A 25,073-nucleotide genomic window follows, 5' to 3' on the forward strand; every position below is an offset into this window, starting at 1 on the left:
ATGACAACAATTTTTGAAAAGATTATTGATGGGGAGGTTGCTAGCGAAAAGGTTTTCGAAAATGAAAATTTCATTGTAATAAAAGACCGTTTTCCTCAGGCTCCCGTGCATTTGTTAATTATCCCCAAGAAGCATATTGAAAAGTTTCAGGATCTCCCAGAGGAGAGTTTAGGGCTTCTTGCTGAGGCAGGGAAAATTATCCAACAGCTTGCTGAAGAATTTAAAATTGCTGATGGCTATCGTGTGGTAATTAATAATGGGACCCCGGGAGGACAAAGCGTATTCCATCTTCACATTCATCTTTTAGGTGGGCGCTCTTTGGGGGCTATTGCATAATTTCCTGTGGCGCCTGCGTAGCTCAAGGAGGTGAGCTACGTCAGCATTTACTTGTCCATGATGTTTCTGAAGCTTCAAAGGAGAGTCTGCGCTTACTCGCTTCAGAACAGTATTCCCTAGCACAAGCAAGGTGGATCCTTAAGGCCCTCGTTCAGAGGGGAGATTATCGCTTGTGGTTTTCGAGTTTTCAGACATGCTGTCAGCGTTATCCTTCTCTTGTGAAAGACCGCGATGTGATGGAGGATTTTGGGCTGCAGATTTTAGAAAGTGGCATTAGGCATTCTTCAGTTACTGTCCGTGCTGTGAGTGTCCTTGCGGTTGGCCTTGCTCGGGACTTTCGCTTAGAGCCTGTTCTTTTAAGGGGTTTTCGTGATGATAGCGTCGTGGTGAGGACTTTAGCTCTTCAGGTTGCGGCAGCATATGGTTCGGAGCGCTTAAAACGAGAGATAAATCTTCTTGCCCGCAGAGATGACTCTGTTCATGTAAGGATTACAGCGTATCAAGTGGCAGCTGCCTTGCATATGAAAGAGCTGTCTTCTTGGTTACATGAGCGTATAAGAAACCCCTGTATAGATGGAGAGGAACGTAGGGAAGCTTTTAGGGTTCTATTGACTCTAGAGGACCAGTCTTGGGATACACAGGAATTTCAAGAAGGCTTGGATCAGGCATTATTTGCTTGTGAGATGCTTTTGCGTTCGGAGGCTCCTAAAAATTGCTCAAGATTTTTAGAGTTGCTATCTATGGAACACCCTGAGGTTCAGGAGGCTGTTCTTTTTGCTATGTTGGCATGCCACCGGGAGGTTACCTTTGATGAGGAGTGTTTATCTCGTGTACGGAACTTAGCAAAAGGCTCTCCTTTTCCTAAGGTGCAGCTGCAGGCAGCAGCTGTTCTTTATATCCATGAGGATCCTCTAGGACAGCAGCTTCTTATGGAAGGCTTGCGTTCTTCTTCCTCTTCGGTATGTGAGGCTGCCTCTGTTGCTCTGTGCTCCTTAGGAGTGCGTGCTGCTCCCTTGGCGAGAGAAGCTCTTTCTAGTGTCTCTTTTCGGAGAGCTTCTGCGAACCTTGCTGTGCTGCTGCTCGTGTGCCGTGAAGATGTTGAAAATGCTGGAGATATCCTTGCGGAGTATCTTGAGAATCCCGAGATGTGCTGGGCGATTCAGCATTTCCTCTGGGATGCCCGTTGGGGACTACATGTAGAGGGCTTCCCTCTATATGCAGATCTTATTAAGCGTGAAATTGGGAAAAAACTTATCCATCTTTTAACCATGGCTCACTATAGCCAATCCCGAGCTGTGGCGACAAAATTCCTCACAGGACAGCAACAAGGCTGGAGCTTTTTTTCCGGAGTCTTCTGGGAGGAAGGGGATGAGAAAACTTCAGAGATGTTCTCCCATAATGACTCTTATCTTTCACAATTTGAATATGCCCTTGCAGACTTTGGCCAAAAAAAAGATCAAGAATCCTTGCATGCCCTTTTGCAATTTTACCCTAAGAGTCGTTGGCAAGATAAACTTGCCATTCTCGAAAGTCTAGCGTTTTCTGAAAACCTCGATGCCCTCCCTTTTCTTTTAGAGTGTTGCCTAAATGAATCCCCCTCGCTGCGCAGCGCCGCAGCGGGGGCAATATTTGCTCTGTATAAATAAGATTATAGAGAGTGGCTAGGTTGGAGAATTGGGGGTGTTCTTAGGATGATCAATTTTTTTCTGGCTTTTGGCAAGGTGGTGTTTGTACTCATACAATACTTGAACTACACTATCGATAAGGAGATCTCTTTTCTCCTCTATGGAGCCTTTCTCATAGAACCCCTCACAACTCCCTAAAAGCTCATCTAAAAAACTTATTCCGTTATATACAAGTAATGTTAAAAACGACGAAAATCTTTTTTTTATAGTTTTGTTTTTCATGATAATAGTTTTTTTAATTCCTGCTTTTAACAATGTAAAGTTTTCTTTCAAAAAGAATTTTTATAGATTTTTTATATCTGTTTTCGTATCCTTTAGGGGTAGATAAAACTCTAGGATCTTTGTGTCATGCAAGACGACACTGTATTTGAAATTTCCTGCAGTTCCCTGGGATTTTCTTTAAGTTTTCGCCATTCTGGGCGCTATCTCCATCCATAGTCTTCTTTTTTCATTCTTTATTTTTCCTTAGGGTCCCTTGAGCTTGGTTGAGCTTGGGGAAGAAGTGTTTTGTTGGCAAGGAATATGGATATGAACTTTTCAGTATTTTTGTTTTGTTTATTAGGGATTCAGGTGTTTTGTTTTTATGTTGGGCATCGTTGTGGCTCAGGAGTTTCCAGTGATCGCGAGAGTTATTTCCTAGCAGGGAGGAGCTTGAAGGTCTTTCCGTTGATGATGACATTCATTGCGACGCAAATAGGAGGAGGGGTACTTCTTGGCGCTGCTGAAGAGGCGTTTTCCTACGGGTATGGTGTGGTTCTTTATCCTTTTGGGGTATCTTTAGGCCTGATTCTTTTAGGGATGGGGCCGGGGAGAAAACTTGCTTCGGGGTCTTTGTTTACTGTTGTAGCGATTTTTGAGGTGGTTTATAGGTCTAAGGCTTTGAGGAAGATCGCCTTTTTCCTCTCTGCAGTGTCGTTATTTTTTATTCTCGTTGCGCAGGTAGTGGCTTTGGACAAGCTATTTTGTACCTTCCCCTACGGCAGATCCCTAGTATTGGGATTTTGGATGATCCTCGCATGCTACACTTCTACAGGAGGTTTTCGGGGGGTTGTCAAAACTGATATGATCCAGGCTTTGTTTCTTCTTGTGGCCGTTGTGGGTTGTGGGGTTGCTGTATGGTTTTGCGCTCCAAAAACTTTAGAGGTAGTTCGGGAGTTTCAGCCTCTTCCTAAGGGGAAGTTGTCCAATTGGATTGTCATGCCGATGCTTTTTATGCTTATTGAGCAAGATATGGTACAAAGGTGTATGGCCGCAGCTTCCCCAAGGGGATTAAGGATCGCTGCAGTAGCTGCAGGGTGCATCATTTTGGTTTTTAACTTTGTTCCGTTGTTCTTAGGCTCCCTTGGAGGAAAGGTCGGAGTTTTAGGGACATGCCCCCTTATTGGTACCGTAGGGTATTTTTGTGGTCCTTCTGTTGCTGCTGTAATAGCTGCAGCAATTGGCGTGGCGATTCTTTCTACTGCAGATTCACTAATTAGCGCTTTGGCACAGCTCATCAGTGAGGAGATCCCTGCTTTGCGCGTGCGCTACGATCGTTATATAGTTTTAGGTTTAGCAGCTGCGGCTCCTCTTGCGGCTATCGGCTTTACCAATATCGTCGATGTATTGATCCTAAGCTATAGCCTTTCTGTCTGTTGTCTTTCTGTCCCTATAGGATTTTCTTTATTTTTTAACTACCGCCCTGCGTCTCTTTCGGGCTGGGCTGCTGTTCTTTGTGGCGGGGGAAGCTACATTCTCGGCCACTACACCCCTTTAAACCTTAGTGATCTTTTTTCCTGGGGGTGTTCTTTACTTGCCTTTAGTGTTGCCGAGGGAATGTGGATGTTAAAAAGGCGCAGACAGTATCTATGCAATGAGCGTGTAGATGCCCAAGGTGAATAAAGGCTCCATCTCTTGGCTCAAGCCAAGAGATGGAAGATTAAGAGTTATTCAAGACGTAGGGTGGGGGAGTGTTTAAGCTGTAATAGGATATCGATAAGAGAAGAGAGCACAGCTTGTGAGAACGTCTCGTCAGAGTGGTTGAGAATCCCTTTTAAGAGTTCCCTGCTATAGTGGATGATCCAAGAGAGGATATAGAGTAGGCATTGTAAGACATAATATTTGCATGCTTGTTTTAACATTAAACCTCCAAGAGAAAACACGCAGTTTTTCTATTTTAAGTAGCACATAGTGAAAATAGGATTTTCTCAGCAATATAAAATTTTCATTTTTAGCAACTTAAGCATTAGCTGTAGGCTGGCATGAGGAACTTCTGAGAAAACTCTTGGAGTTGCTGTGGCGTAATGTGCTGTTTCCCGTCACAAAGGGCTGTTTGGGGAGCTTGATGCACCTCGATCATTACCCCATCTGCTCCTGCAGCAAGAGCTGCAGCCGCAAGGGGGAGGACTAAGGAGCTCTTCCCTGCAGCATGTGAAGGATCTGCAATGATTGGCAGGGAGGAGATTTCCTTAAGGAGCACTAGGGTGTTGAGATCTAGGGTATAGCGCGTGGAGGTTTCAAAGGTGCGGATGCCTCGCTCGCAAAGGATCACCCCAGGACAAGAGGTAGAAGAAAGAAGATATTCCGCTGCAGATAACCACTCTTCCAAGGTGGCGGAAGGGTGGCGTTTGAGAATCACAGGTCGCTGTGCAAGACTTACCTCTTGTAAGAGAGGGAAGTTTTGCATATTCCTTGCGCCGATTCTAAGAATATCGACATGTTCCGCAATCACCTCCACATCGCGGACATCGAGAACTTCTGTTTCTGTAAGCAGACCATGAATACGCTGCGCTTCCTTATGCCACAGGACACACTCCGGATCCCAGCCCTGGAAGGTATAAGGGCTCGTCCTAGGTTTTCGTATAGAGCCTCTGAAGATTGTTGCTCCTGCCTGCTTCACAGCGAGGCCGGCAGAGACAGCATGTTCATAGCTCTCCAGAGCACAAGGGCCTGCAATAAGAATAGGAAGCCCTCCCTCTCCTAGAGAAACCTCTGGGGAGAGCTGAAGAGAGGGAGTATCATTAGGATGTTTTTTTAAGGAGTGTGGTAAAGGATAGGTGAATGTTGGAATGGGAACTCTCCTTAAGAAGCGCAAGAGACTTCTATTTATTGTGGGGGTTTAGGTGTTTTAGGGAGGAGACAGCCGTAGTGGTTCGGGAAGCGGATAAGGAAAATCTCAGCTTCATTTTCATTAGCAAATCCCGCACTTAGAAAGCCGTGATTTTCTACTGTCTGAGCAGAAACAGCAAGGTTTACCTCAGGGTCATTCAGCACTTGACATAAGGCGGGAGTTCTGTTGAGGGTAGTTGCTAACGCAGCAACATGCGAGCCTTCAGCTTGCGTGTTGACCTCACTCAAAATCCGATGGAGCTCCTCAGCAGATACACAGCAGAGGTAATCTAAAAAGCTCTTTCTAAATGCTACAAGTGGGAAAGGTGTCGCGTCTGCTTTTCGAAATAATGCACGGATAATCGTCTCCTGTGTGTTTACAAAATCTTTTAGCTTCGGTAGTTCCCGTGCAAATGTTTCCTGGAACTTGGGCATGCAATGAAGGGTGTCTCTAAATTTTTGAGAAGCCGTAGTGAAGAAAGTCTTTAGCTGTTGTTCTAAGGGGGACCCTCTTTGAAGAAGCCCAGGATAGTTTTTTAAAAAGCTAAACAGAAGAAATCCTATAGGCAAAGAGTTAGCAAAGGAATCTTTTAAAGGAGGGCGGGCTTGAGGATACCTGCTTCCTTGATAACCTAGAATATTTAACCGATCAACAAATTTTTCCCATTCTTGAGGATGATGTTGAGAGATTTCTTGATAGAGATTTTGCGCGGTCTCTTCCAAATCAGCAAAAGCTGTTTGGGCAAGTTCTCGAAGTTGGGCAGCAAGAGGAGCATTTAGAGGTAGAACTTCAGGATGAGAGGCGAAATATTGTGCAAATTGCCCTGCATATCTAGCTATATCGTGACTAAATGTATCCTCAGGAAGGGGAAGAGGGGGAAGGGTGATGCTTCCTAAGATTGATGAGGTTAATCCCTGTAGAATCTCTAGATTTTCAGGTTTTTTTAACACACATTGTAGGTAGGGGAAAAGTAGGTTTAGAACGTTTTTTGCAAAGTTTTGGCATTGAGGATGTGAAAGAAGAGAAGGGTTTTGCAAAATAAAGAACAGCATGTACACGCCCTTGTTGCAATTTTTCTGCTGTTCGTCATTAAGATGTTGTTGTTTCCGCATGTGAAGACAGGGGGACGAACACAAATTCTTATATTCTGAAAGCAACTCTTTAGGTAAGTTGTTCTCTATGGAATTTACGTTTTTAAGGAGTCCATCAATAATCGTTGGGTCTTTCTGAAGGAGCGAGACTAAGCGTTTGTGCATTAAAATTGCCAAACGACGATAGAGCCTTTCTAGCTGGGGTATCCGATGGGCATCTTTCAAGCTATTTATAGTGGTGAAAAGATGCAAGATGACCTCTTCGGTGATTTGCTGTTGCCAACAATGATCGAGAGTGCTGTTTAAAGAAGCTTCTTGAGGCGAATTGCTATCAAAACTTAATGCCTGAGTTAGAGAGTTTTGGTTTCCTACACATGCTTTTAGGGCTTGCTGAAACGCACTCATGGCTTTCTTAGCTAGAGGAGAGCTTTGTAGATGTGGGCATGTATGTAAAAATGCCACCCATAAAAAGAGTGGAGAATACTGTTTCTTCACATGGGGATGGCGTCGTTCTAAGGTATTTAGGTAATACTGAAAATTTATGGTTTCTTGTATGGAGAGCTTCGCTAAAATCTGGTTTAGATCCCTTGCCAATTTCGGCTCTTTTAACTTTAGATGGGAATCTATAGAAGTAAATAGACGTTGAAAACGCTTTTCCAAGAGCTCTTGAGCCTCTCTTTCTTGAGGCGTTAGGTTTCTCTTTTCTTCTTCTGTGGAGAGGATCCAGGGGAGGAATTCTATGAGTAGACAGGCGTGTTCTTTAGCCGAAGTGGGAGGTAGAGGCCGGGATGAGATCATATTGCTCCACAAGGACTTTTTTGCCTTTTCTCTAAAGTAGCCTAAAGTTTCCGGAAGCAATTCTTCAAGATCCAAAATATAGGCTACACGGGCATTTTCTTCTCCTAAGACCTGTATTTGCTGATGTACAGCATAGGAAGCAAGATGCCTTAGATAGACAATGCATAGCCCTACATGCTTTTCAGAATGCAAAATGCTATCAAAGAGTTGTTGTAAGGAAGTGAGGTGAGAGCAGAAGTAAAGGAGGTTGGCAAGTTCTGTGGATAGTTGGTTTGCACGTGCTGAAGATTGAGCGAATGGATGGCGTGAAATCATATTTGCTTCGTTAGCAAAAGCTTGGGGATTGTGTCTACTTCTTTCAAAGATGGAGCATAGCCATCCGATAGTATAGGCACGATAAAAACAATGTCCATCCCCAGGGACATTTACAATGTAGTAGTGCTGGTTCAGATAATGCATTTGCTGAGCATACAAACTTTGGTGTCTAGGGATGCTAGGATCTTGAGGATCAGAGATGTAGTGCCTGAAAGGAATCAAAGGATCGTTGACAATAGGGGTAGGATAGGAAGCTAAGAAGTCGGGGTTGATGTCCAGATGCGTAGGAAGAAGCATCTGTGCTGCAATCGGGACCTTCCCCTGCGTTTGTTGCCACACCATATCTTGTAAAGACCCTGGGATAATATGCCTGGGTCTAGAGAGGATCTTGGGGATTTTAGAGAGCTTGGGAAGCGCCATAGTGGGGATACGAAGTTCCTGGGGGTCTAAAGGAGGGGGAGGTGTTGGAGGAGTTTCCCTCCCACCGGGTTTTTTTTTCACTTGGGAGAGCGTTTTTTCTGAGGGTGCGTAGGAGGGGGATGGAGGCCGGGGTAGCCCGCGCTCCTGGAAGCAGTGGTATTTACAGTAGTGGATAAGGAGTAAAATTCCTAGAGTAAGAATATGCAAGAGGATATAGCCTACAACACGTAGTACTCGAAGAATCAGAGGAGCATAGGGATTCGTAGTAAGGTGATATTTGTTGTTGCTCTCTGGTGCAGGGCATGGAGAGGTCGGCGTAGTTCCTAGCATGGAATTTAAAAAAAGTGTAAAGAAAGTTTGGTTATTTTTTAAATTATTATAAACTCGTTAGCTTTTTTTGAGTTAGGTAATTTTATTTACTTTAAGGTAGACTTTGTTCTTTTGTCAAATTTGAAGTGGACATTTGTCAAATTTGAAGTGGGCATTAAAAAATGAAACTATTCAAACGAGTTTTGATCACTGTAGGTGTGATAAGCCTATTAGTATTGCTTTGTGGGTGCCACGAGAAGAAGAGGCAGGATGTATGGGTTGTGGGGACCAATGCGACTTATCCTCCGTATGAGTTTGTTGATAGCCAAGGAAAGGTAGTTGGGTTTGATGTGGACCTTGCTCAGGCGTTGAGTCGGAAGCTGGGGAAAACACTTGAGGTTCAGGAGTTTGCTTTTGACGCCTTGATTTTGAATTTAAAGCAGCATCGCATAGATGCCATTCTTGCGGGGATGTCGATAACTCAGGATCGGTTAAAGGAAATCCATATGATCCCCTATGAGGGAGAGGAGCTTCGGGAGCTTACCTTGGTTTCTAAAAATAAACATCCCAATAAGGATCTTTCTAAATACTCCTCGGTTGCTGTGCAGACGGGAACTTTCCATGAGGAGTTTCTACGTACCTTACCGGGAGTGCGGATCCGTTCTTTTGATACTGCCTTAGAAGTGATGATGGAGGTGCGTTATAATAAATCTCCCGTAGCGATATTTGAGCCTACAGTGGCGCGTCTTGCCCTTAATGAGTTTCCAGAGATACATCCTACGGTTTATCCTCTCCCTGAGAGCTTTTGGGTTTTAGGTAATGGGATTGGTATAGCGAAAGATCGCCCAGAGCATAAAGAAGAGGTTCTTAAGGCGCTTCATGAGATTAAGGAGAGTGGTGAGTTTGCAAAGCTACAGAGAACCTGGGGGTTACAACCGTAACACAATAGGAAATTCAAGTGTTCCTTTAAAGGGATCTTGTTTTTAGGTAGCTAAAGTATCAGGGATTTTTTAGGAGAGAAACATTATGCTGGGTTCTTTTCCATGCTATCCTGGAGTGGGAGATCAAGAGCAGTATAAAGGACGTCATTTTTACTGTACTTTATGCTCTGAGGTTGTGAGTCCATGTTTTGTTGATGTTGTCGTTGTAGACGCTCAAGGAGTCTCAACGGACATTTTGAAGGTGCTTCGTTGTAAGCAACATCGGATTCGGGGGTTGGGGCTTTACGGTCCGATTACTTCCTTATGGGCGTTAGAGGGAAAGGACTCTAGGGCTACAGAATTACGGGAAAAGATGTTTGAGGTTTGCTCTCGCGTGCGTAATTTTGACATCTGCGCCATGTTGAGTATTTTTGCTAGTGCGATGTGCTTTCTTGGTAGCATAATCCTAGGCTTTTTAATTGCTGGGCCTTTGACATTAGCAGTAGCACATTGGGTGATTCCTGTAGTGGTTACAGGTGTAGGGTTGGCTTTAGGGATTCTTGGCGTGATGTGTACGTATTTTTCTAAGAGCCATATTCGGACTTGGCAGAAATACTCTCGGGAATATGTAGAGCATAGTTTTTTGCGGCAAGTGCAGTTAGGAACAGAGAAATATGCTGTTCTTACGAGCTTTCCTCCAACATGTTCGTTATCTCCTACGTTTCAGGCTCCTTTTGATAATACAGCGGGTCTTGCTGAAAGTCCTCAAGAACCTTCTTTTTCTTAATACGAACTCAGGGTACAACTAAAGAAGGAAAGCCGTTTGAGCGCATTATGGAACATGAGACTTCAGGGAAGTTAATATTTTTAGGGACAGGGAATCCCGAAGGGATCCCTGTGCCCTTCTGTTCATGTCCTGTATGCTCTGGAGGAAAAGTACAGCGTCTGCGTCCCTCAGTGTTGATTGAATATCAAGGTAAGAATTACCTGATTGATGTGGGCCCGGATTTTCGCGAGCAGATGCTGCGCTATGGCATTCGAGAGCTTTCTGGAGTGTTTTTTACTCATGAGCATTATGACCATATTGGGGGGATTGATGATTTGCGGTCGTGGTATTTGACTTTTCAGCGTCCGTTACCTGTGGTCATGTCTGGAAGTACCTACCGCTATATACAATCTTCCAAGGGGTATCTTCTTACCCCGCAAAATGCGGAGGCCTCCCTCCCTGCGGTTTTGGATTTTCGATTATTAAATGAGCCCTATGGGGAAGGAGTTTTCGAGGGGCTTCCTTATAGGTATGTTTCTTATTTTCAGCGTTCTTGTGGGGTGACGGGGTTTTGCTTTGGGAATCTTGCTTACCTCACCGACATTTCAAGATATGAACGGAAGATCTTTGGATATTTAGAACATATAGATACGCTAATTCTTTCTGTATCTGCATCTTCAGGGTTTATGGGGAGGGCTTCCTCGCATCTTACCCTTTCGGAGGCGGAGAGCTTTGCAGAGCATCTAGGAGTTCAGAATGTGATCTTTACACATATTGGGCATGTTGTAGAACAAGAGATCCTTCAGTATCCTGGAAGGACATTTGCCTATGATGGGATGGAGGTCATTTGGAGCCAATAAAAAAGAAAAAGATAGAACCTGCATGTAGTCGTGTGATTCCTAAGGAGAGGGATCCTTCTCAAGCTTTAGCTGTGGTATGTTATGGGAACAAAATCTCTCCAGAGATTGCTAAGGAGCATCTTGATGAGTTGGTTTCTCTTGCGGACTCTTGTGAGATTACCGTAATAAGCACGCGCACGTGGATTTTACGAACTCCCTCCGCCTCGACATTTTTAAATGAAGGGAAGCTTTTAGAAATAGAGGGGATCCTTGAGGCCTATCCTTCTTTAGGCACCTTGATTGTGGATGAGGAGATCTCTGCATCGCAGCAGAGGAATTTAGAGAGGCGCTTAGGGGTGGCAGTGTTGGATCGGACAGAGCTGATCTTGGAGATCTTTGCGAGTAGGGCCTTATCTTTAGAGGCGGGACTTCAGGTAGAGCTTGCCCAGGCGAAGTATTTACTTCCAAGACTCAAGAGAATGTGGGGGCATCTTTCCCGACAGAAATCTGGAGGAGGAGCTGGAGGGTTTGTCAAGGGAGAAGGAGAAAAGCAAATAGAGCTGGATCGGAGGATGGTGCAGGAGAAGATCCATAAGCTCTCAGCGCAGATACGGGAGATTGAAAAGCAACGTGAGGGAAGGAGAAAGGCTAAAGTTCGCAGTGGGATCCCTACTTTTGCATTGATTGGCTATACGAACTCGGGGAAGAGTTCGTTATTAAATGTTTTAACTGCCGCCGATACCTACACTGAGGATAAGTTATTTGCCACTTTGGATCCCAAAACGAGAACATCTGTACTTCCTGGGGGACGGCGTGTTCTTGTTACAGATACTGTAGGGTTTATACGGAAGCTTCCCCACACATTAGTGGCGGCATTTAAGAGTACACTAGAGGCTGCTTTGCATGAAGATGTGCTTCTGCACGTTGTAGATGCTTCTCATCCTTTAGCGGAAGAGCACATTCAGACTACCTTTGCTTTGTTAAAGGAGCTGCATATAGAGCATCCTAAGATGATCACAGTGTTAAACAAAGTCGATGCGCTTCCTGACAGGTGCGTTTCTGGGAAATTACGGCTGCTCTCTCCTAGAACTGTGCTGGTCTCAGCAAAAACAGGAGAGGGAATCCCACATCTTCTTGAGGCTATGGCCAGGATTATTCAAGAGGGCTGCTGCGAAGCCCTCTTGCATTTCCCCTATGGGGAGTATGGGAGGTTTGCAGAGCTTTACGATGCGGGCCTGGTGATTTCCATGGAGCCACGGGAAGAGTATATTGTTGCTAAGGCGTACTTGCCTTTGGAATTTCAAAAAAAATTTCTTCCCTTTGCAGTATGTAAGGAGTTTCCCCTGAGGAAAAGATGATTTTTTAAGGGGAGATGTCTGCGAAAGTATTCTTTATTGGGTAGGAAAAGGGAGGATCTTTTAAAATGCCTCTTTTTTTAACCTATTATGCAATTGAGAAGGATGAACAGCGAAGCAAAGAAAACCTTTAAACTGGTCTGTTTAGGGTGTCGCGTGAACCAGTATGAGGTTCAAGGTTACCGAGATCAGCTAACTTTACTGGGATGTGAGGAAATTACCGATCCTGAAACTCCTGCGGATATCTGTATTGTCAATACCTGTGCCGTGACCTCCTCTGCGGAGAGCTCCGGGCGTCATGCAATTCGTCAGATGTGTCGGCAGAATCCTGAGGCACGTTTGGTCGTAACGGGGTGCTTAGGAGAGGCAGACAAGAGTTTTTTTGCTTCCTTAGGGAGGGAGTGTCTTCTTGTTCCAAATAAGGAAAAGCACCTGCTTATAGAAAAGCTCTTTCCCCAGATGGAAGATTTCCCGGAGTTTTGTATTCGTAGCTTTGAAGGGAAATCTCGGGCGTTTATAAAGGTTCAAGATGGCTGCAACTCTTTCTGTTCGTATTGCATTATCCCTTATTTGCGTGGGCGTTCTGTTTCTCGTCCTTCCCAAGAGATTCTTGAGGAGATCCGTACTCTTATAGAGGGAGGCTATCGTGAAGTTGTCATTTCTGGGATTAACGTGGGAGACTATAGCCATGAGGGGGATTCCCTAGCTTCTCTTCTTAGAAAAATCGATATGCTTCCGGGATTGGAAAGACTTCGGGTATCCTCAATAGATCCCGATGATGTCCAGGAGGATCTCTGTCAGGCATTAGTATCTTGCAAGCATACTTGTCCCTCGTCGCATTTGGTATTGCAATCTGGATCCAATGCGATCTTAAAGCGGATGAACCGTAAGTATACGAGAAACATGTTTTTAGATTGCGTAGAGAGGTTAAGGAGTTTCGATCCTCACTATACATTCACTACGGATGTGATTGTGGGTTTCCCAGGAGAGAGCGATCAGGATTTTGAAGATACTGTGAAGATTGTCGAAGATGTGGGTTTTATTAAGGTGCATATTTTCCCTTATAGTCCACGTCCTCGCACGCGAGCTTATAGTTATGAGGGACAGGTTCCTGCACAGATTCTTGCAGAGCGCAAGAAGTATTTAGCAGAGGTAGCGAAAACTGTCGCTAAAAAGGAGATGGAGAAGCGCCTAGGGACAAGAACTACGGTGCTTGTGGAGCAGGTAAGTTGTGGTGAGGCCTGTGGACATACGCCATATTTTGATATGGTGCGCTTTCCTATAAAGGGAGAGGTTTCTATAAATACGATGGTTCCCGTAGTGTTGCGGGAGGTAAAAGAAGAAAGCTTTTCAGGAGAGCAGGTGTGATGATGATATCGATCACGCAAAAGTTCAAGCCGTATACGCGAGTTCCTGGCAAGCATCTTCCCATCCCGGGTTCTCTCCTTTACGCTCAGGTTTTCCCTGAGCGTTGGAGAGTGTTTTCCGCTTCTCATTACCTTCTCTTTGAGGGAGATATGAAGATTCCCGGTCCTTTGAAGAACTTTGCGGTTTTCCAGGATTTGCATCGTGGAGGTCTTGCTGTTCATTCGGAATGCTATAAATACTACCTTCATCCCTCGGGGAGGTGTGAGGTTTCTCCCAAGGGGTTGCCTTCGGCATCCTTTGGGTTTCCTCTACTCTCCCTAGGGGTGCATAAGCATGCTGATTGGCAAAAGATCCGCCAGCGCCAAGATCTTAAGGAAATCCTGCCATTTTGGTTGCGGTTAGGGGCAATGGTTCCTGAGGGGGAAGAGGATGCGTCCTTGTATACTCTAGGGGCAGGGAAACTCCTCACTCAGGTACAGCAAAGTATCCTTTCCAAAGAGAAAACAGAAATTGTCTCGAAATTACACTCTTTGTTTCTCTCGGGATATTCGGAGTGTTTTCTTCCTCGGCGTTTTGATGCGGAACATCAGGGAATTTTAACAGAGGTGTTTCAAGAGGATGCCGAGGTTCCCTTTGCGTTATTGCGTAAGAGCTTCTCTATTTTGATGGAGATCTTTGTGCGTATTCAGGATAACTTTTTAGAGATTCTTCCTTCCTTACCCCCAGAGTTTCCTTGCGGGCGTCTTGTAGGGGTGCATCTTCCCCAGATCGGGAGGCTTTCTTTTGAGTGGTCTAAAAAAACTCTTCGTCGGGTGGTGCTAGTTGCAAGTCAGTCTACCTCGATCGTAATTTGTGCTGGGACGGAAGGGGGGACATGTCGCCAGAGGGAATGGCAAGGGAAGAGACTTCCCGGAGCAAAGAGCCTTTCTCTAGGGGAAAGTGTAGAGATAAAAGCAGGAACAACGTATCTATGGGATTGTTTCTGTAAGTAAGTTTTTCTTTGTATGGTTGATCGTCTTCTAGACCCTTGGGATTTAACCTTGCTCGTGTCGGGAAGGCAAAGCAATCCCCATGGGATTTTAGGGATCGTCCCTGAAACTCCCGAGCAGGATCGGATTATTCTCTTCCGCCCTGGGGCGGAAGAGGTAGTTGTGGAGTTTCAAGGGGAGATACAGTACGCGCATCCTTATCATTCTGGGGTATTTTCTCTCTCTGTCCCTAAGGGGGTAGGACTTCAAGATTACCGCGTATATCATCAAAATGGGCTTCTTGCTCATGATCCCTATGCGTTTCCTCCCGTGTGGGGAGAGACAGATTCTTTTCTCTTTCATCAGGGGACGCATTATCGCATCTATGAGAAGATGGGCGCGATTCCTTTAGAGGTTGCTGGGGTTTCTGGGGTGCTGTTTGTTGTTTGGGCTCCCCATGCCCAGAGGGTCTCGGTTGTTGGGGACTTTAACTTTTGGCATGGTTTAGTCAATCCCCTTAGGAAGCTTTCGAAAGGGATTTGGGAGTTGTTTATCCCTGGTCTGGATGTGGGAGCATGTTATAAGTGGGAGATCGTTACAGCATCTGGAGAGATCCTTATCAAAACAGACCCTTATGGGAAGGCTTTTGGAACCCCTCCCCAGGGGGTGGCTATTGTTGCTGATCCCGATCGCTATGTCTGGAGAGATCAGAAATGGATGCTTGAGAGGGAGAAGGTCCAGGAGCGTCCTATGATGATTTATGAGATGCATGTAGGATCTTGGCAGTGGCACAAGGACGAACATCGACCTTTGGGGTATCGTGAGCTTGCCCCGAAGCTTGTGGAATACTGTAAGCTTATGAATTTCACTTTCGTGGAGCTTTTGCCTATAACGGAACATCCCTTAAATGAATCTTGGGGTTATCAAGTTACGGGATTTTATGCCCCTACACAGCGCTATGGCTCTCTCGAGGACTTTCAGTATTTTGTAGATTATTTACATAATGCGAATATTGGTGTTATCTTAGATTGGGTTCCTGGACACTTTCCTACAGATTCTTTTGCGCTCTCTTCCTTTGATGGAGAGCCTTTGTATGAATGTGTTCGTAATCCCTCTCCTCTTCATCCCCATTGGAACACGTATACCTTTGATTTCTTTTCTAAGGAGGTTGAGAACTTCCTCCTAGGAAGTGCGCTCTTTTGGTGTGACAAGATGCATATCGATGGCCTGCGTGTAGATGCTGTCGCTTCGATGTTGTATTTAGACTATGGTCGTAAAGAAGGAGAGTGGCTTCCCAATGTTTTTGGGGGGAAGGAGAACCTTGAGGTTATAGAGTTCTTTAAACACTTTAATGCAATACTTCACGAGTATTTCCCTGGGGTGCTTACGTTTGCAGAGGAGTCTACAGCATTTCCTAATGTGACTGCACCTGTATGCCATGGAGGGCTAGGATTTGATTACAAATGGAACCTCGGATGGATGCACGACACCTTTGCTTATTTCACTAAGGATCCCATATATCGTGCGTATCATCAGAATCTCCTTACCTTTAGCCTTTGGTATGCGTTTCATGAGAAGTTTCTTTTGCCGCTATCCCACGATGAGGTAGTCCATGGGAAGGGAAGCCTTTTTGGAAAAATGCCTGGGGATCTATGGTCACGCTTTGCCCAGCTGCGCCTGTTGTTTAGCTATCAGTTGTGTCAGCCGGGGAAAAAGTTGGTCTTTATGGGAGGGGAATTTGGCCAGATGCGCGAGTGGGCACCAGATTGTCCTTTAGATTGGCATCTTTTAGAACTTCCCGAGCATAAAGCGCTGCAGCTTTGCATCGCAAAGCTTAATGCTCTTTATATATCCTCCCCTGGCTTATGGAAAAAGGAAGATGAGAGTTCCTTCCGTTGGGTGGATTTTAAAGATACAAGTAACAATGTGATCTCCTACTTCAGATTTTCTGATACTCCCTCGCAAGCACTTCTTTGCGTGCACCACTTCAGCTCGGGATATTTCCCTTCCTATGTAATTACTTGTGGGAGAATAGAGAGCTGCTCACTACTTTTTAATACCGACGATGAGGAATATGGCGGCTCAGGAAAAGGAGCAAGACCTCCCATACTCTGTAGAGATTCCGGAGAAGTTTGGGGAATAGACATAGAACTTCCTCCTTTAGCAACAGTGATATTTATTGTGAGTTTTTCTGTTTAATTTATAAGTGGTTTATAGTGTTTTGTTTGAGTTTGTTTGTATTTTGATGCTGTAGATTGTTAGATCTTTTCTGTTTTATAATGAAAACATAGATGTTTATTTTTTCATTTCTATGTCTTCAATTCAAGGTGTGCAAAATTACGGAGACTCTGGATCTTTCCCTGTAAGGTTGGATCCTCATGTGGCGCCTACACCACACCTTCCTAGGGGTTCTTTTGTCTCCCCTTCAAATACTTCTGAAGCTAAAGAAAAGCGGTTGTTTTCTCATTCTGTGGGGATTTTGGCAGGCCTGACTGTGTTAACAGTTGCCATTAGTGTTGTTGTTATTGCTTTGACGATCCTAGCTCCTGGAGTTCCTCAGAGTATTTTATTAGGAATAGCTTTTTCTGGAGTGAGCCTTGGGGGGTTCACGGTCATGAAAAACCTAGTCTATACTATCCGCGATCTGATTGCCCCAAAAATGAAGGAGAAAACAAGACTGAAAAGTGCCTTAGCTATTGGAGCAGGATTTTCTGGGTTTGGCATAGCGATGAAGCTGGGATCGAACTTTATCCCTGGAGGATATGGGAACATTCTTGGGAATCTTGGAACTAGTGCGTATTCTAGGGGAATGCAGTCCACTTTGGTGGGGTTGTCTCATTTTCTCTATATGAAGTTTGCGCGTTCTGAAAAGGTCGCTAGGGGAGAAGCACTTACTCCTGAAGAAGTCATGCGAGAGGCTAGGAAACTTCATAATATCTCCCTAAGCTTAGCAATGCTTGGCGTTGGTTTTATCGTTCTTGGTGTCCTTCTTGCGATCATAGGTACGGTAATGTTGTCAGGGATTCCAGCTATGATTGCTCTGGTATTTGCTCCTCCCTTGATATCTGTAGGGATCTCTACAGTGTTAAGGACTTTTCTAAAGAGTAGTTTGAGCAAATGGCAAAACTTTTTACAGGCAAAAGCTCAAGGAGATCTCCTGATAGATTCTTCATTGAAAGATATCCGCTCTCAAAGGTTCTCATCTCCTGAAAATGAGCAGGGAATTCAAGATAGAGATGACTCTATAAAAGTTGTTTCTGAAGAAGAAGATTATGAAGATTACGGAATCCCTAGGATTTATGAAAATATCAGCGAAAGTATAGAAAGAGTTTCTGATGTTGAGGTAGATCAAAGATTATCATTAACTTCACGTCAGAAGGTAATTTTTGCTCTCACAACGATTTTACTTTTAGCTTCCTGCGCGGCACTGCTTGCTTCAGGGTTTGGAGGGCTTGTAGGTGTTCAGGCATTTTTAGTCGCTTCCATAGGTTCTACCGTAGCATCAACATCGCTGCCTCTGGTTTCCTCAGGAATTTCCTATGTTGCTTTTCAGCTAAAGGCACGGCTAAAAATTAGTAGGTTGCGTTGGAAGGAAATGCGAGAAAAGAGACATGTCCGCAAGAGTTTAGAAGAAGCAGGAATGACCTATACTGACAAAGAGTTCGATAAGGCTTGGGAGGTTGTCTATAAACGCTCCGTTTTGGAAACAGACCAAGCTATCCGCGAAGAGGTTCGAGCTTTTGAAAAGGGTAAGGAGGTCAATAGTGCAATTTTCGGAGGGATACTTATCGGCGTAGGCGTAGGGATCATGTTGCTTACGTTAATTCCTGTATTTACCCCAGCAATGTCTGGATTTTTATCTATAGGGGGAGCAGCCTTTTCCATAGGAGGCGCGATCCTACTCCAAAAGCTTGTCAGCTGGCTCTATGATGAGTTAGTAAAACTCCATGATCGTTGGGGATCTAGACAAAAACGCCTATATAGCAAGAAATCCATGCCGCTGCAAGTCATTGATCATGACATCCTTGTGGATGGAATTGCCGCAGATAACTCCTCGTTATTTGACGGTGAGGACTTAGACTTTGATGTTCTAGATTCTTAGTTCTTCTTTGTTTTGTTTTTTTAAGTATTTTTATTTATGATTCTTTTTAATTTTTTTAATTACAAACTATCGCGTTTGTTGTTTAAAATAATTATTAGAAATAAAAAAACATTTTTTTAATAAGTATTTGGTGGATTTATGGCTTCTGGAGTTGGCGGTGCAGGGGGGGCAAGCGGTCCGAATAGATTTTCTAATAAAAATGAGGGTGAAGGGGACAATCTTAGTTCAGGTAATTTAGGGGAACACAAACTCTCTAGCGATTTTTTATCAGCACGTGACAAACTAGAGAGGCATTTTCGTCAAGAAAAACCAGGTCGTCCTTCTTCAGGAGGAGGAAAATCAACGTCACCAAATAAAGGCGTGAAGCATGCTTTAAAAGATATTTGGGAAGGAGTTAAAGGCGTATTCGGAAGGAGAGAGAAACCTAAATTAGACATTTCCGAGCCTCAACTTCCAGGCTTTGTAAAATTTGGAGTTCGCTCTCCTGGCTTAGAAGAATTAAAGGTGAAGTTTCATAGAAACAGTCAAGGAGAGCCTCATATTGTTGTAGAGAAGAAAGAAGGAGGTTCTTCAGGAGAAGAGATTCCTGGAGGAGGATCTTCAGTTTCAGAAACAGGATCAAACAATCCCTCTCAAACGGAAGCAGGAGCCTCAGGATTTAAAGGAGCATTACAGTCAGACGCGAAAGGTATGACTAAGTTTGCAGAAAGGGTGGAGAGGATCTTTTCTGATAAGCCAGGGCATTCTGGTGAAAGTGGGTCTGTTATCACAAGTCGTTCAGAGAGTTCAGAGATAGTTACAAATGAGCCTACGGGTCCAGTTACGGGACTAACTTTACAAGAGATGTTGGACGTCGAAAAAAAACTTTCAGACCTCATAGGCCAGTCCTCGTCAGGAGCAAGACGAGCACAATTAAAAAAATGGAAAGGATCAGTAGAGAGAGATCGAAAAAGATTAACTGGTTCAGATGGTGTTAATCGTGAAGAACAACTTGACGTCATGAGGTGCTCAGATGCAGAGCTTCAACGTGCTGTAGCTGAAGGGCTGGCTATTGAAGATGCTATTCGAGAATTGGATAGAGTTTTAGATGATGCTTCTCGAGAAGTAGATTCTGAAGTTTCAGAACCTGAAAAATCAAGTTCTGAAAGAAGCGTACGTACACAAGAAAGCTTCAAAACAGAACAGGTCAGCTCTAGTGGTGTAGATCAAAAAGGAACGTGTAACTTTTTAAGGAGGTTACTTGCAACTTTATTACGTTTAGTTCTTGGTTTCCTTCGTTCTGCATCCCAGAAAGTGAGAATTGCATGTCAAGCATCCATGGAATGGATCCGTCGTACGTGTCCTTGTACACGGGGGAAATATGAAGTAAATTTTTCTGAAGCTGATAGAGAACTAAGAACTGCTCAATGGGTTGAGAGGCACTTTGGCTCAGGGAGGAGTTTTGTCTTTTCTGAAGAAACTGTGAACCACTTATCCGAAGGCTCGTCCTTAGGAGGAGATGAAGATACTATAGAAGGGTACTTCAGAGACTTCCAAAGGTTAATAGAGGAAACCGAGAAAAAAGATATTGCACCTACTTCTAAGGCTGTTAACGTCTTGAGAATTTTTACTAGCAATATAAGCAGCTGGTTACCTTCAGTAGGGTTTTCTAAGTAGGGGTTTTGATTTAAACGATAGGGCGTGTTTGGAGAGATCCTGACAGGCTCTTTTTTTGTGTGGCAAGATATTTTTATAAACAACTTTTTTAAATATCAGAGATTTTTAACATGGCATCAGGAGTAGGAGGACCTACAGGTCCTAGAGGCCCGGGAAAATTCCCTCAAGAACAACCGAACAATGAGGGAAGAGTAGGAGAGCACACAGTGTCTGGGAGCGGACCTTCGTCTGTGTCAAATCCAGGGTCAGGGGCTTCCTCAGCAAGTGAATTGGCAGCTCGTGTAAGCTCGGGAGCTCAAGGAGTAATAGGGAATGTTTCTCAACAATCTCCAGAGAGTGTTCATGTAGGGGCTACTCACCACTTTAAAGGAGTTTTTCAACATTTTGCCGAGAATGTTCGCAAGATTTTTGATAGGGGGACTCCTCTTCCTCAAGGAACGCCGCCTCCTGAAGTTGATCCATTAAGTTTGGAGGATTTATCTTCTCGTTTAAGTAATCTCCAAGAATTAGATAAGTCCGTTCTTTCTGAGGAAGACAGAAAGAATTTGGAAGATCTTATTAAGACTACACAAGATCAAATTGCAGATTTAGGAGGAGCTGGGGGAACTCAGGTTTTAAGAGGAACAGCTATAAGGCTAAGTAACGAAGATATCGCGAGTTTAACAGATCAAGAAGTTGCTAATATCATAACTGAAGGAGAAGCTGCTAAAGAGTCTTTAAAGGATCTTGGCGGGAAGCTTTCCCCTGTATTGAAAGACGCGAATGAGAGTATAAGTCGGATGTCTCGAGCTGCAACACCAGCATCCTCTTCAGGTAGGACGTCAGCAAAATTATCACGCTCTGCATCTTTAACTGCGCAGAAAATTTTCCGAAGTATTTGTAATGTATTTTCATTCCTCCTTCGTGTTGTGTTGAGAGTTCTTGTCAATATTCGGTGTGTTTTAGGTAATGCACGTCGTGCTGCTGCAGAGGCTTTCAAGAGATGTTGTTGTTGTTCTGGAGGAGATGATGATAGCAGTAGCGATATAGACCCTAAAGCTAGTGTGAGAGTGTTACGCTCTCAATCTTCACGTAGACATAGAGATTTAGAAGACTCTTTGGAGAAATGGTCTGGGACAGACAGAATTTCTTCGAAAGCAGCAGCCTCATGGCAAGGAGAGGATCCGGAGATTTCTGTGCATCCTGCAGATGTGCCTCAAGAAGGCCAGGATACGGATGGTCATGATAATAGGATATATTTGCAAATCGTGCCAGGAAATAACAATATAAGAAGTATTTCCTCCTCCGGTTCTAATATAGATAGGCAAGATCGGAGAAGTGGTTCTAGTTCTTCAGGATGGAGCGATGTTGTGTATCAATCTGCGGAAGAAGTTTTTTCACGCGACACCCCTACGCCTCCTCCGGTATCTCCTCGTCCTCCGCATACTTTAGGCCCTATAGCTGCAGAGCTTAATGCTCTTTATGCAAAACCCCATCGTTCTCCAAGTCCTCCTCTTCCTCCTCGAAGTGCTGATCTTGATTCTGAGTCTTCGTCAGAATCTATTTATGAAGAAGTAGATTTGAGTCCTCCATTACCTCCCCGTCCTGGAATATTTTTCCCTAGTAAAGAAACAATTTATGCAGAATTAGCCAAGGAAATTTATCTTCCTGTATTTCCTGATCAGGAGGAGGGATATGAAGGAGACGTTAGTGATACAGAGTCTCCTCCAATTTCTCCAAGAAATCCTTCAGAGTATGAGAGGCCTCTTCCTAAAACACCCTCAGGAAATGAAAAAGATTATGATAATCTAAGATCTCCTCCTACTCCACCTCGTGGAGGTACGCCTCCAATTGAGAATGTTCCGGTAGAATCAAGATTTTTGAAGGGGTTATCTGTACCAGCTCCAGGAGCTTCTGAAGAATATGCTTGGATACGTCCAGAGGATGTGGTTTCCTCTATGAAAGCATCTGCTGTTCCGGCATTACCTCCGCGTGTTGGTAATGAACCCGGAAGAGGAGCTGAAGCTATAGCTATAGAGACATCTCCAGGGTTTAGAATAGAGGTAGTGGCGTCGATGCTTGCTGATGCTGTGGAAAAAACCCTAGGGAAAATAGATGCAGTTGAAATTTCTGAAGGAAATGTATCTTCATCAGATATAGAAAATCTTAGAAATCTTTCGGGTCTTATTAAAGACATAATAAGGTCTTCTCAAGGAAAGTCTAGAAGCGGGGAGAGTTCTTAACTTAGAATGTTACTTGGCTTCCAGCTTGTAGATAATGCAAGGAAGTAGAGGAAGATACAGAGCCCTGGTAGTTCAAGAAGATATGCACATTGGGAAAAATCGAGGTGAGGCTACTTCCTTTGAATACGAAGCTGTTTCTTGCAATGGTAGGGCCTTCTGTTGTCCATGTTCCTCCACTAACGATGAGTGTGGTGCTGATATCAGGCGTGTTTTGATATACCATAGGTTCATAGGCAATTTCAAAATGCCACTCGCAAGGAAGATGAAATTGCGTTCGCCAAGAACTTTGTACTCCTAAAGGAACAGTAACATTACATAGGGGCTGGTCTGTAAGGAACTTTCTTGGTTTGCTACCTGTCTCTGTAAAGGAAGATAGGAAAGAACGTACTCCAAGGATTTTTATAAAGGGTGTTGCTGAAAAGCGTTTTGTCACAGCTTGTATGGGTAAGTAAAGAGAAGCTGAGGCACCTAAAGAATGGCTGAATGTTTTTCCCTCTGCAGATTCTTTTCTAGTGGGAAATATACTTGAGATATGGTGAGAACCATAGCTATAGGCTAAAGATGTAGAAGTATAGATCCATTCGTGAAACCAGGGCATTTTGAGCTCTAAGGCAGCAAAGGTAATGTGCGATGCTGACTTGTTCTGAGAATTCTTCTCTTTAACATTGCTATGGAACTTTGCAAAACTTAGTGAGACCTTGTGGTTATGTGCTGTTTTTGTTGAAGGTCCTAAGCTATACCCTATAGAGTCCATACGGAATCCAGGAATTTTTCCCTTAGGATTTTGATGTACAAAGAGTCCTAGAGCATTTCCTCGTGTTTGGAACAAGTAATTTGAGGGAGTCTGAAAGTTGTCAAAGGTTTGTAATCCCGCTTGGAGAGTATAAAAAGTTTGCCATAACGTAGCAGGAACAATATAGGCAGCATATTCAGGATTTGGGACGTACCCTATTGCTGTCCAGTCAGCATAGAGATGGCGATGTAAAGTGTTTGCAGTGAGGTCTGATGAGTTATCTGTTGTTGTCTTTGTTTCTTCCCAGTAGGGGGACCAAAGACCTTGATAGCCATAATGAGTGCCTGTATTAAGTCCTTCAGGAAAGAAATTATCCGTATTGATACGTTGTGCTGTTACGTCACTTAAATAGAGAAGAGGAATTTTTTTTAGAGATTCTGCAAGATCTGCACTGTCATAAGGAGATTGGTTATCGTCGTCGAGGAGAGAAAGAGGACCGGAAATCGTAATGGAAGTATTGGCATTTTCTGTATAAGTAGTCACGCTATTTTGTGTACTACTAGAAGGATAAATCCAGATTTTTGGAGCTACCCCTGTAGATAGAATAGAGGGTAGATTTAAAGCCAAGTTGGTAATTGTAATTGTAGATCCAGTTGCGGCATTTGTGTTGTTTGAAAGAGTTCCCCCTCCTCCTAAACGTAAAGTTCCTCCAGTTTGTGAAAGTTTGAAAACACCTAACCAAGCACTGCGTTCTATAGCTAACACACCATTACGTAGTTCTGAAGTATTGTTAGATTCTGTATAGAAGTTTTCTTTGCCTATAAGATCTTTAGGGACTGTAGCTCCTGAAAAAAGTACAGTTCCTTGGTGATAGGATTCAGGGTTGAAAACAAGGGGGGTGCTGGTTGTATGACCGTGTTCAATAGGGTCATAAAATGCAAGCGTTCTTCCTGCACTTGCTCCTAGGCTTAGAGAAACTCCGGCAGTACAGTGTATAGCATTGCGTTTCCCTGTCCAGAGGGTTGCATAAGATGTATTATTGTTAAATATAATATCTCCCAGCTCCGCAAATAAAGAGCATATACTATTTTGCCGAAGCATAAATGCTCCGCCCCAGTTTGCGTGATTGTTTGTAAAGTATATAGGACCACTATTACGGATTGTAAAGTTTGCAGTACATAAGCTTCCTCCATCTCTAGAGGCGAAATTATTGTTGAAAACAAGAGTTCCTGGGTTGTTTTGTACTGTAAAATTGTTACAAAATATAGCACCACCTCGATTACCAGAGCTACCTATTGCCATATTTTGATGAAAGATAACGTTTTCAGAGTTATTTTCTATGGAGATGTTAGCGCTACATACTAAAGCTCCTCCTTTGTGAGATTTGTTTTTGACAAAATAGATGGGACTAGAATTTCCTGAGATATTCAAGTTGGAGCAGGAGATAGCACCTCCGTCTCCTGAAAAACTGGAGTTATTTAAAAACAGTATAGAACACTGATTATTTTGAATAGAGCTATCAGAAGCTGAGAAAATTGCCCCACCATTTCCCAAGGTAGAGTTGTTTGTAAAATATAGACAATTTTTATTGTTGCTAACTTCTAAGTTTGTACCTGCATAAAGAGCCCCCCCTCTATTTTGGTTGCTTGTTACATAGACATTACATGCTGTGTTACTATTAAATATGGTTTCAGAGGAGTTTTTAGTTATGGTAAGTTTCTGAGAAGCATAAAGAGCTCCACCCTGTGCAGTTGAAGAATTTTCTGAGAAAAATACTTCTCCCGTACAGTTTGTTAATGTAAAGTTTTGACAGGAGAGGTATCCCCCAGGTGCGGAAGAAGTTTCTAGATAACAGGTAAGGTTATCATAATTGTGCAGGATCACATCTTCTGTAGAAGAATGGGAAACTCCTAGGAGAGTATTTTCCCGGAACTTAGGAGTTAAATTAGTTACCCTGGGAAAGATTGTTAGGAAGTCTTTCATGAAATCGGGGATATTCCATAAAGAGGCAAACGTACGGAAAGAAATCATATTCACAAAGACAATACAAATGGTTTTAAAGAAATAGGAACGTAATGATTTCATTAAGAATATATTCTGTT

18 protein-coding genes are annotated in these 25,073 nt (G+C 43.6%); 13 read left to right on the forward strand and 5 right to left on the reverse strand.

Annotated elements, in window-relative coordinates:
* Together G5S_RS02625 and G5S_RS02630 are read left to right on the forward strand one after the other, a co-directional pair.
* Window positions 1–336 carry a histidine triad nucleotide-binding protein gene (locus G5S_RS02625; protein WP_013712633.1) on the forward strand — a complete coding sequence of 112 codons (336 nt, stop codon included), beginning with the start codon at window positions 1–3 and terminating at the stop codon, window positions 334–336.
* Window positions 336–1,982 carry a HEAT repeat domain-containing protein gene (locus tag G5S_RS02630; RefSeq protein WP_041467013.1) on the forward strand — a complete coding sequence of 549 codons (1,647 nt, stop codon included), beginning with the start codon at window positions 336–338 and terminating at the stop codon, window positions 1,980–1,982. Before G5S_RS02625 ends, G5S_RS02630 begins: the two co-directional genes overlap by 1 nt.
* A 15-nt stretch (window positions 1,983–1,997) precedes the next feature.
* Here G5S_RS02630 and G5S_RS02635 read toward each other — a convergent pair whose 3' ends face one another.
* Window positions 1,998–2,243, reverse strand: a complete 246-nt coding sequence (locus tag G5S_RS02635) for a hypothetical protein (protein ID WP_058787523.1) — start codon at window positions 2,241–2,243, stop codon at window positions 1,998–2,000.
* A 306-nt stretch (window positions 2,244–2,549) separates the two neighbouring features.
* Between G5S_RS02635 and G5S_RS02640 the strand changes: the two genes are divergently transcribed.
* Entirely contained in the window at window positions 2,550–3,902 is a 1,353-nt protein-coding gene (locus tag G5S_RS02640; protein WP_049770629.1) for a sodium:solute symporter family transporter, read from the forward strand.
* A 44-nt stretch (window positions 3,903–3,946) separates the two neighbouring features.
* Here the strand turns inward: G5S_RS02640 and G5S_RS02645 are convergent, their stop codons facing one another.
* From G5S_RS02645 to G5S_RS02655, 3 genes are all read right to left on the reverse strand, one after another.
* Window positions 3,947–4,141, reverse strand: a complete 195-nt coding sequence (locus tag G5S_RS02645) for a hypothetical protein (protein WP_013712637.1) — start codon at window positions 4,139–4,141, stop codon at window positions 3,947–3,949.
* A gap of 104 nt (window positions 4,142–4,245) precedes the next feature.
* Window positions 4,246–5,094, reverse strand: coding sequence for a 3-deoxy-7-phosphoheptulonate synthase (gene aroF, locus G5S_RS02650; RefSeq protein ID WP_013712638.1), 849 nt, complete (start codon window positions 5,092–5,094; stop codon window positions 4,246–4,248).
* 11 nt (window positions 5,095–5,105) lie between these two features.
* Window positions 5,106–8,063 carry an OTU domain-containing protein gene (locus G5S_RS02655; protein ID WP_013712639.1) on the reverse strand — a complete coding sequence of 986 codons (2,958 nt, stop codon included), beginning with the start codon at window positions 8,061–8,063 and terminating at the stop codon, window positions 5,106–5,108.
* A 161-nt stretch (window positions 8,064–8,224) separates the two neighbouring features.
* On the opposite strand from G5S_RS02655, the gene G5S_RS02660 reads away from it, so the two are divergent.
* From G5S_RS02660 to G5S_RS02705, 10 genes are all read left to right on the forward strand, one after another.
* On the forward strand, window positions 8,225–8,983 hold the full coding sequence (locus G5S_RS02660; protein WP_013712640.1) for a transporter substrate-binding domain-containing protein: 759 nt from the start codon (window positions 8,225–8,227) through the stop codon (window positions 8,981–8,983).
* An 85-nt stretch (window positions 8,984–9,068) separates the two neighbouring features.
* Window positions 9,069–9,749 carry a VIT1/CCC1 transporter family protein gene (locus G5S_RS02665; RefSeq protein ID WP_013712641.1) on the forward strand — a complete coding sequence of 227 codons (681 nt, stop codon included), beginning with the start codon at window positions 9,069–9,071 and terminating at the stop codon, window positions 9,747–9,749.
* Between the two features lie 47 nt (window positions 9,750–9,796).
* Window positions 9,797–10,588 carry an MBL fold metallo-hydrolase gene (locus G5S_RS02670; protein WP_013712642.1) on the forward strand — a complete coding sequence of 264 codons (792 nt, stop codon included), beginning with the start codon at window positions 9,797–9,799 and terminating at the stop codon, window positions 10,586–10,588.
* Entirely contained in the window at window positions 10,585–11,925 is a 1,341-nt protein-coding gene (gene hflX, locus G5S_RS02675; protein ID WP_370913662.1) for a GTPase HflX, read from the forward strand. The genes G5S_RS02670 and hflX overlap by 4 nt, the downstream gene beginning before the upstream one ends.
* 102 nt (window positions 11,926–12,027) lie before the next feature.
* The gene (gene mtaB / locus G5S_RS02680; protein ID WP_041467015.1) at window positions 12,028–13,290 is read left to right on the forward strand and encodes a tRNA (N(6)-L-threonylcarbamoyladenosine(37)-C(2))-methylthiotransferase MtaB; all 1,263 of its coding nucleotides are present in this window, start codon (window positions 12,028–12,030) and stop codon (window positions 13,288–13,290) included.
* A 2-nt stretch (window positions 13,291–13,292) separates the two neighbouring features.
* On the forward strand, window positions 13,293–14,282 hold the full coding sequence (locus G5S_RS02685) for a hypothetical protein (RefSeq protein WP_041467082.1): 990 nt from the start codon (window positions 13,293–13,295) through the stop codon (window positions 14,280–14,282).
* Window positions 14,283–14,294: 12 nt separating this feature from the next.
* Window positions 14,295–16,457, forward strand: coding sequence for a 1,4-alpha-glucan branching protein GlgB (gene glgB, locus G5S_RS02690; RefSeq protein WP_013712646.1), 2,163 nt, complete (start codon window positions 14,295–14,297; stop codon window positions 16,455–16,457).
* A gap of 112 nt (window positions 16,458–16,569) precedes the next feature.
* Window positions 16,570–18,360, forward strand: a complete 1,791-nt coding sequence (locus G5S_RS02695; RefSeq protein ID WP_155559905.1) for a hypothetical protein — start codon at window positions 16,570–16,572, stop codon at window positions 18,358–18,360.
* 138 nt (window positions 18,361–18,498) lie between these two features.
* A complete protein-coding gene (locus tag G5S_RS02700) occupies window positions 18,499–20,016 on the forward strand; it encodes a hypothetical protein (protein WP_013712648.1) in 1,518 nt (505 codons plus the stop codon).
* 110 nt (window positions 20,017–20,126) lie between these two features.
* Window positions 20,127–22,238 (forward strand): hypothetical protein, encoded by a 2,112-nt coding sequence (locus G5S_RS02705; protein WP_041467016.1) that lies wholly within the window; start codon window positions 20,127–20,129, stop codon window positions 22,236–22,238.
* Between the two features lies 1 nt (window position 22,239).
* Here G5S_RS02705 and G5S_RS02710 read toward each other — a convergent pair whose 3' ends face one another.
* Window positions 22,240–25,056: a polymorphic outer membrane protein middle domain-containing protein gene (locus G5S_RS02710; RefSeq protein ID WP_013712650.1), complete on the reverse strand. Its 2,817-nt coding sequence runs from the start codon at window positions 25,054–25,056 to the stop codon at window positions 22,240–22,242.
* Window positions 25,057–25,073 lie beyond the last annotated feature (17 nt).

The sequence above is a fragment of the Chlamydia pecorum E58 genome, assembly GCF_000204135.1.
Taxonomy (GTDB): domain Bacteria; phylum Chlamydiota; class Chlamydiia; order Chlamydiales; family Chlamydiaceae; genus Chlamydia; species Chlamydia pecorum.

Bases quoted from the DNA above. Each gene is read 5' to 3' on its own strand.
- G5S_RS02625 (WP_013712633.1), top strand. From the start codon at position 1: ATGACAACAATTTTTGAAAAGATTATTGATGGGGAGGTTGCTAGCGAA.
- G5S_RS02635 (WP_058787523.1), bottom strand. From the start codon at position 2,243: ATGAAAAACAAAACTATAAAAAAAAGATTTTCGTCGTTTTTAACATTA.
- G5S_RS02640 (WP_049770629.1), top strand. From the start codon at position 2,550: ATGAACTTTTCAGTATTTTTGTTTTGTTTATTAGGGATTCAGGTGTTT.
- G5S_RS02645 (WP_013712637.1), bottom strand. From the start codon at position 4,141: ATGTTAAAACAAGCATGCAAATATTATGTCTTACAATGCCTACTCTAT.
- G5S_RS02655 (WP_013712639.1), bottom strand. From the start codon at position 8,063: ATGCTAGGAACTACGCCGACCTCTCCATGCCCTGCACCAGAGAGCAAC.
- G5S_RS02660 (WP_013712640.1), top strand. From the start codon at position 8,225: ATGAAACTATTCAAACGAGTTTTGATCACTGTAGGTGTGATAAGCCTA.
- G5S_RS02665 (WP_013712641.1), top strand. From the start codon at position 9,069: ATGCTGGGTTCTTTTCCATGCTATCCTGGAGTGGGAGATCAAGAGCAG.
- G5S_RS02670 (WP_013712642.1), top strand. From the start codon at position 9,797: ATGGAACATGAGACTTCAGGGAAGTTAATATTTTTAGGGACAGGGAAT.
- mtaB (WP_041467015.1), top strand. From the start codon at position 12,028: ATGAACAGCGAAGCAAAGAAAACCTTTAAACTGGTCTGTTTAGGGTGT.
- G5S_RS02685 (WP_041467082.1), top strand. From the start codon at position 13,293: ATGATATCGATCACGCAAAAGTTCAAGCCGTATACGCGAGTTCCTGGC.
- glgB (WP_013712646.1), top strand. From the start codon at position 14,295: ATGGTTGATCGTCTTCTAGACCCTTGGGATTTAACCTTGCTCGTGTCG.
- G5S_RS02695 (WP_155559905.1), top strand. From the start codon at position 16,570: ATGTCTTCAATTCAAGGTGTGCAAAATTACGGAGACTCTGGATCTTTC.
- G5S_RS02700 (WP_013712648.1), top strand. From the start codon at position 18,499: ATGGCTTCTGGAGTTGGCGGTGCAGGGGGGGCAAGCGGTCCGAATAGA.
- G5S_RS02705 (WP_041467016.1), top strand. From the start codon at position 20,127: ATGGCATCAGGAGTAGGAGGACCTACAGGTCCTAGAGGCCCGGGAAAA.
- G5S_RS02710 (WP_013712650.1), bottom strand. From the start codon at position 25,056: ATGAAATCATTACGTTCCTATTTCTTTAAAACCATTTGTATTGTCTTT.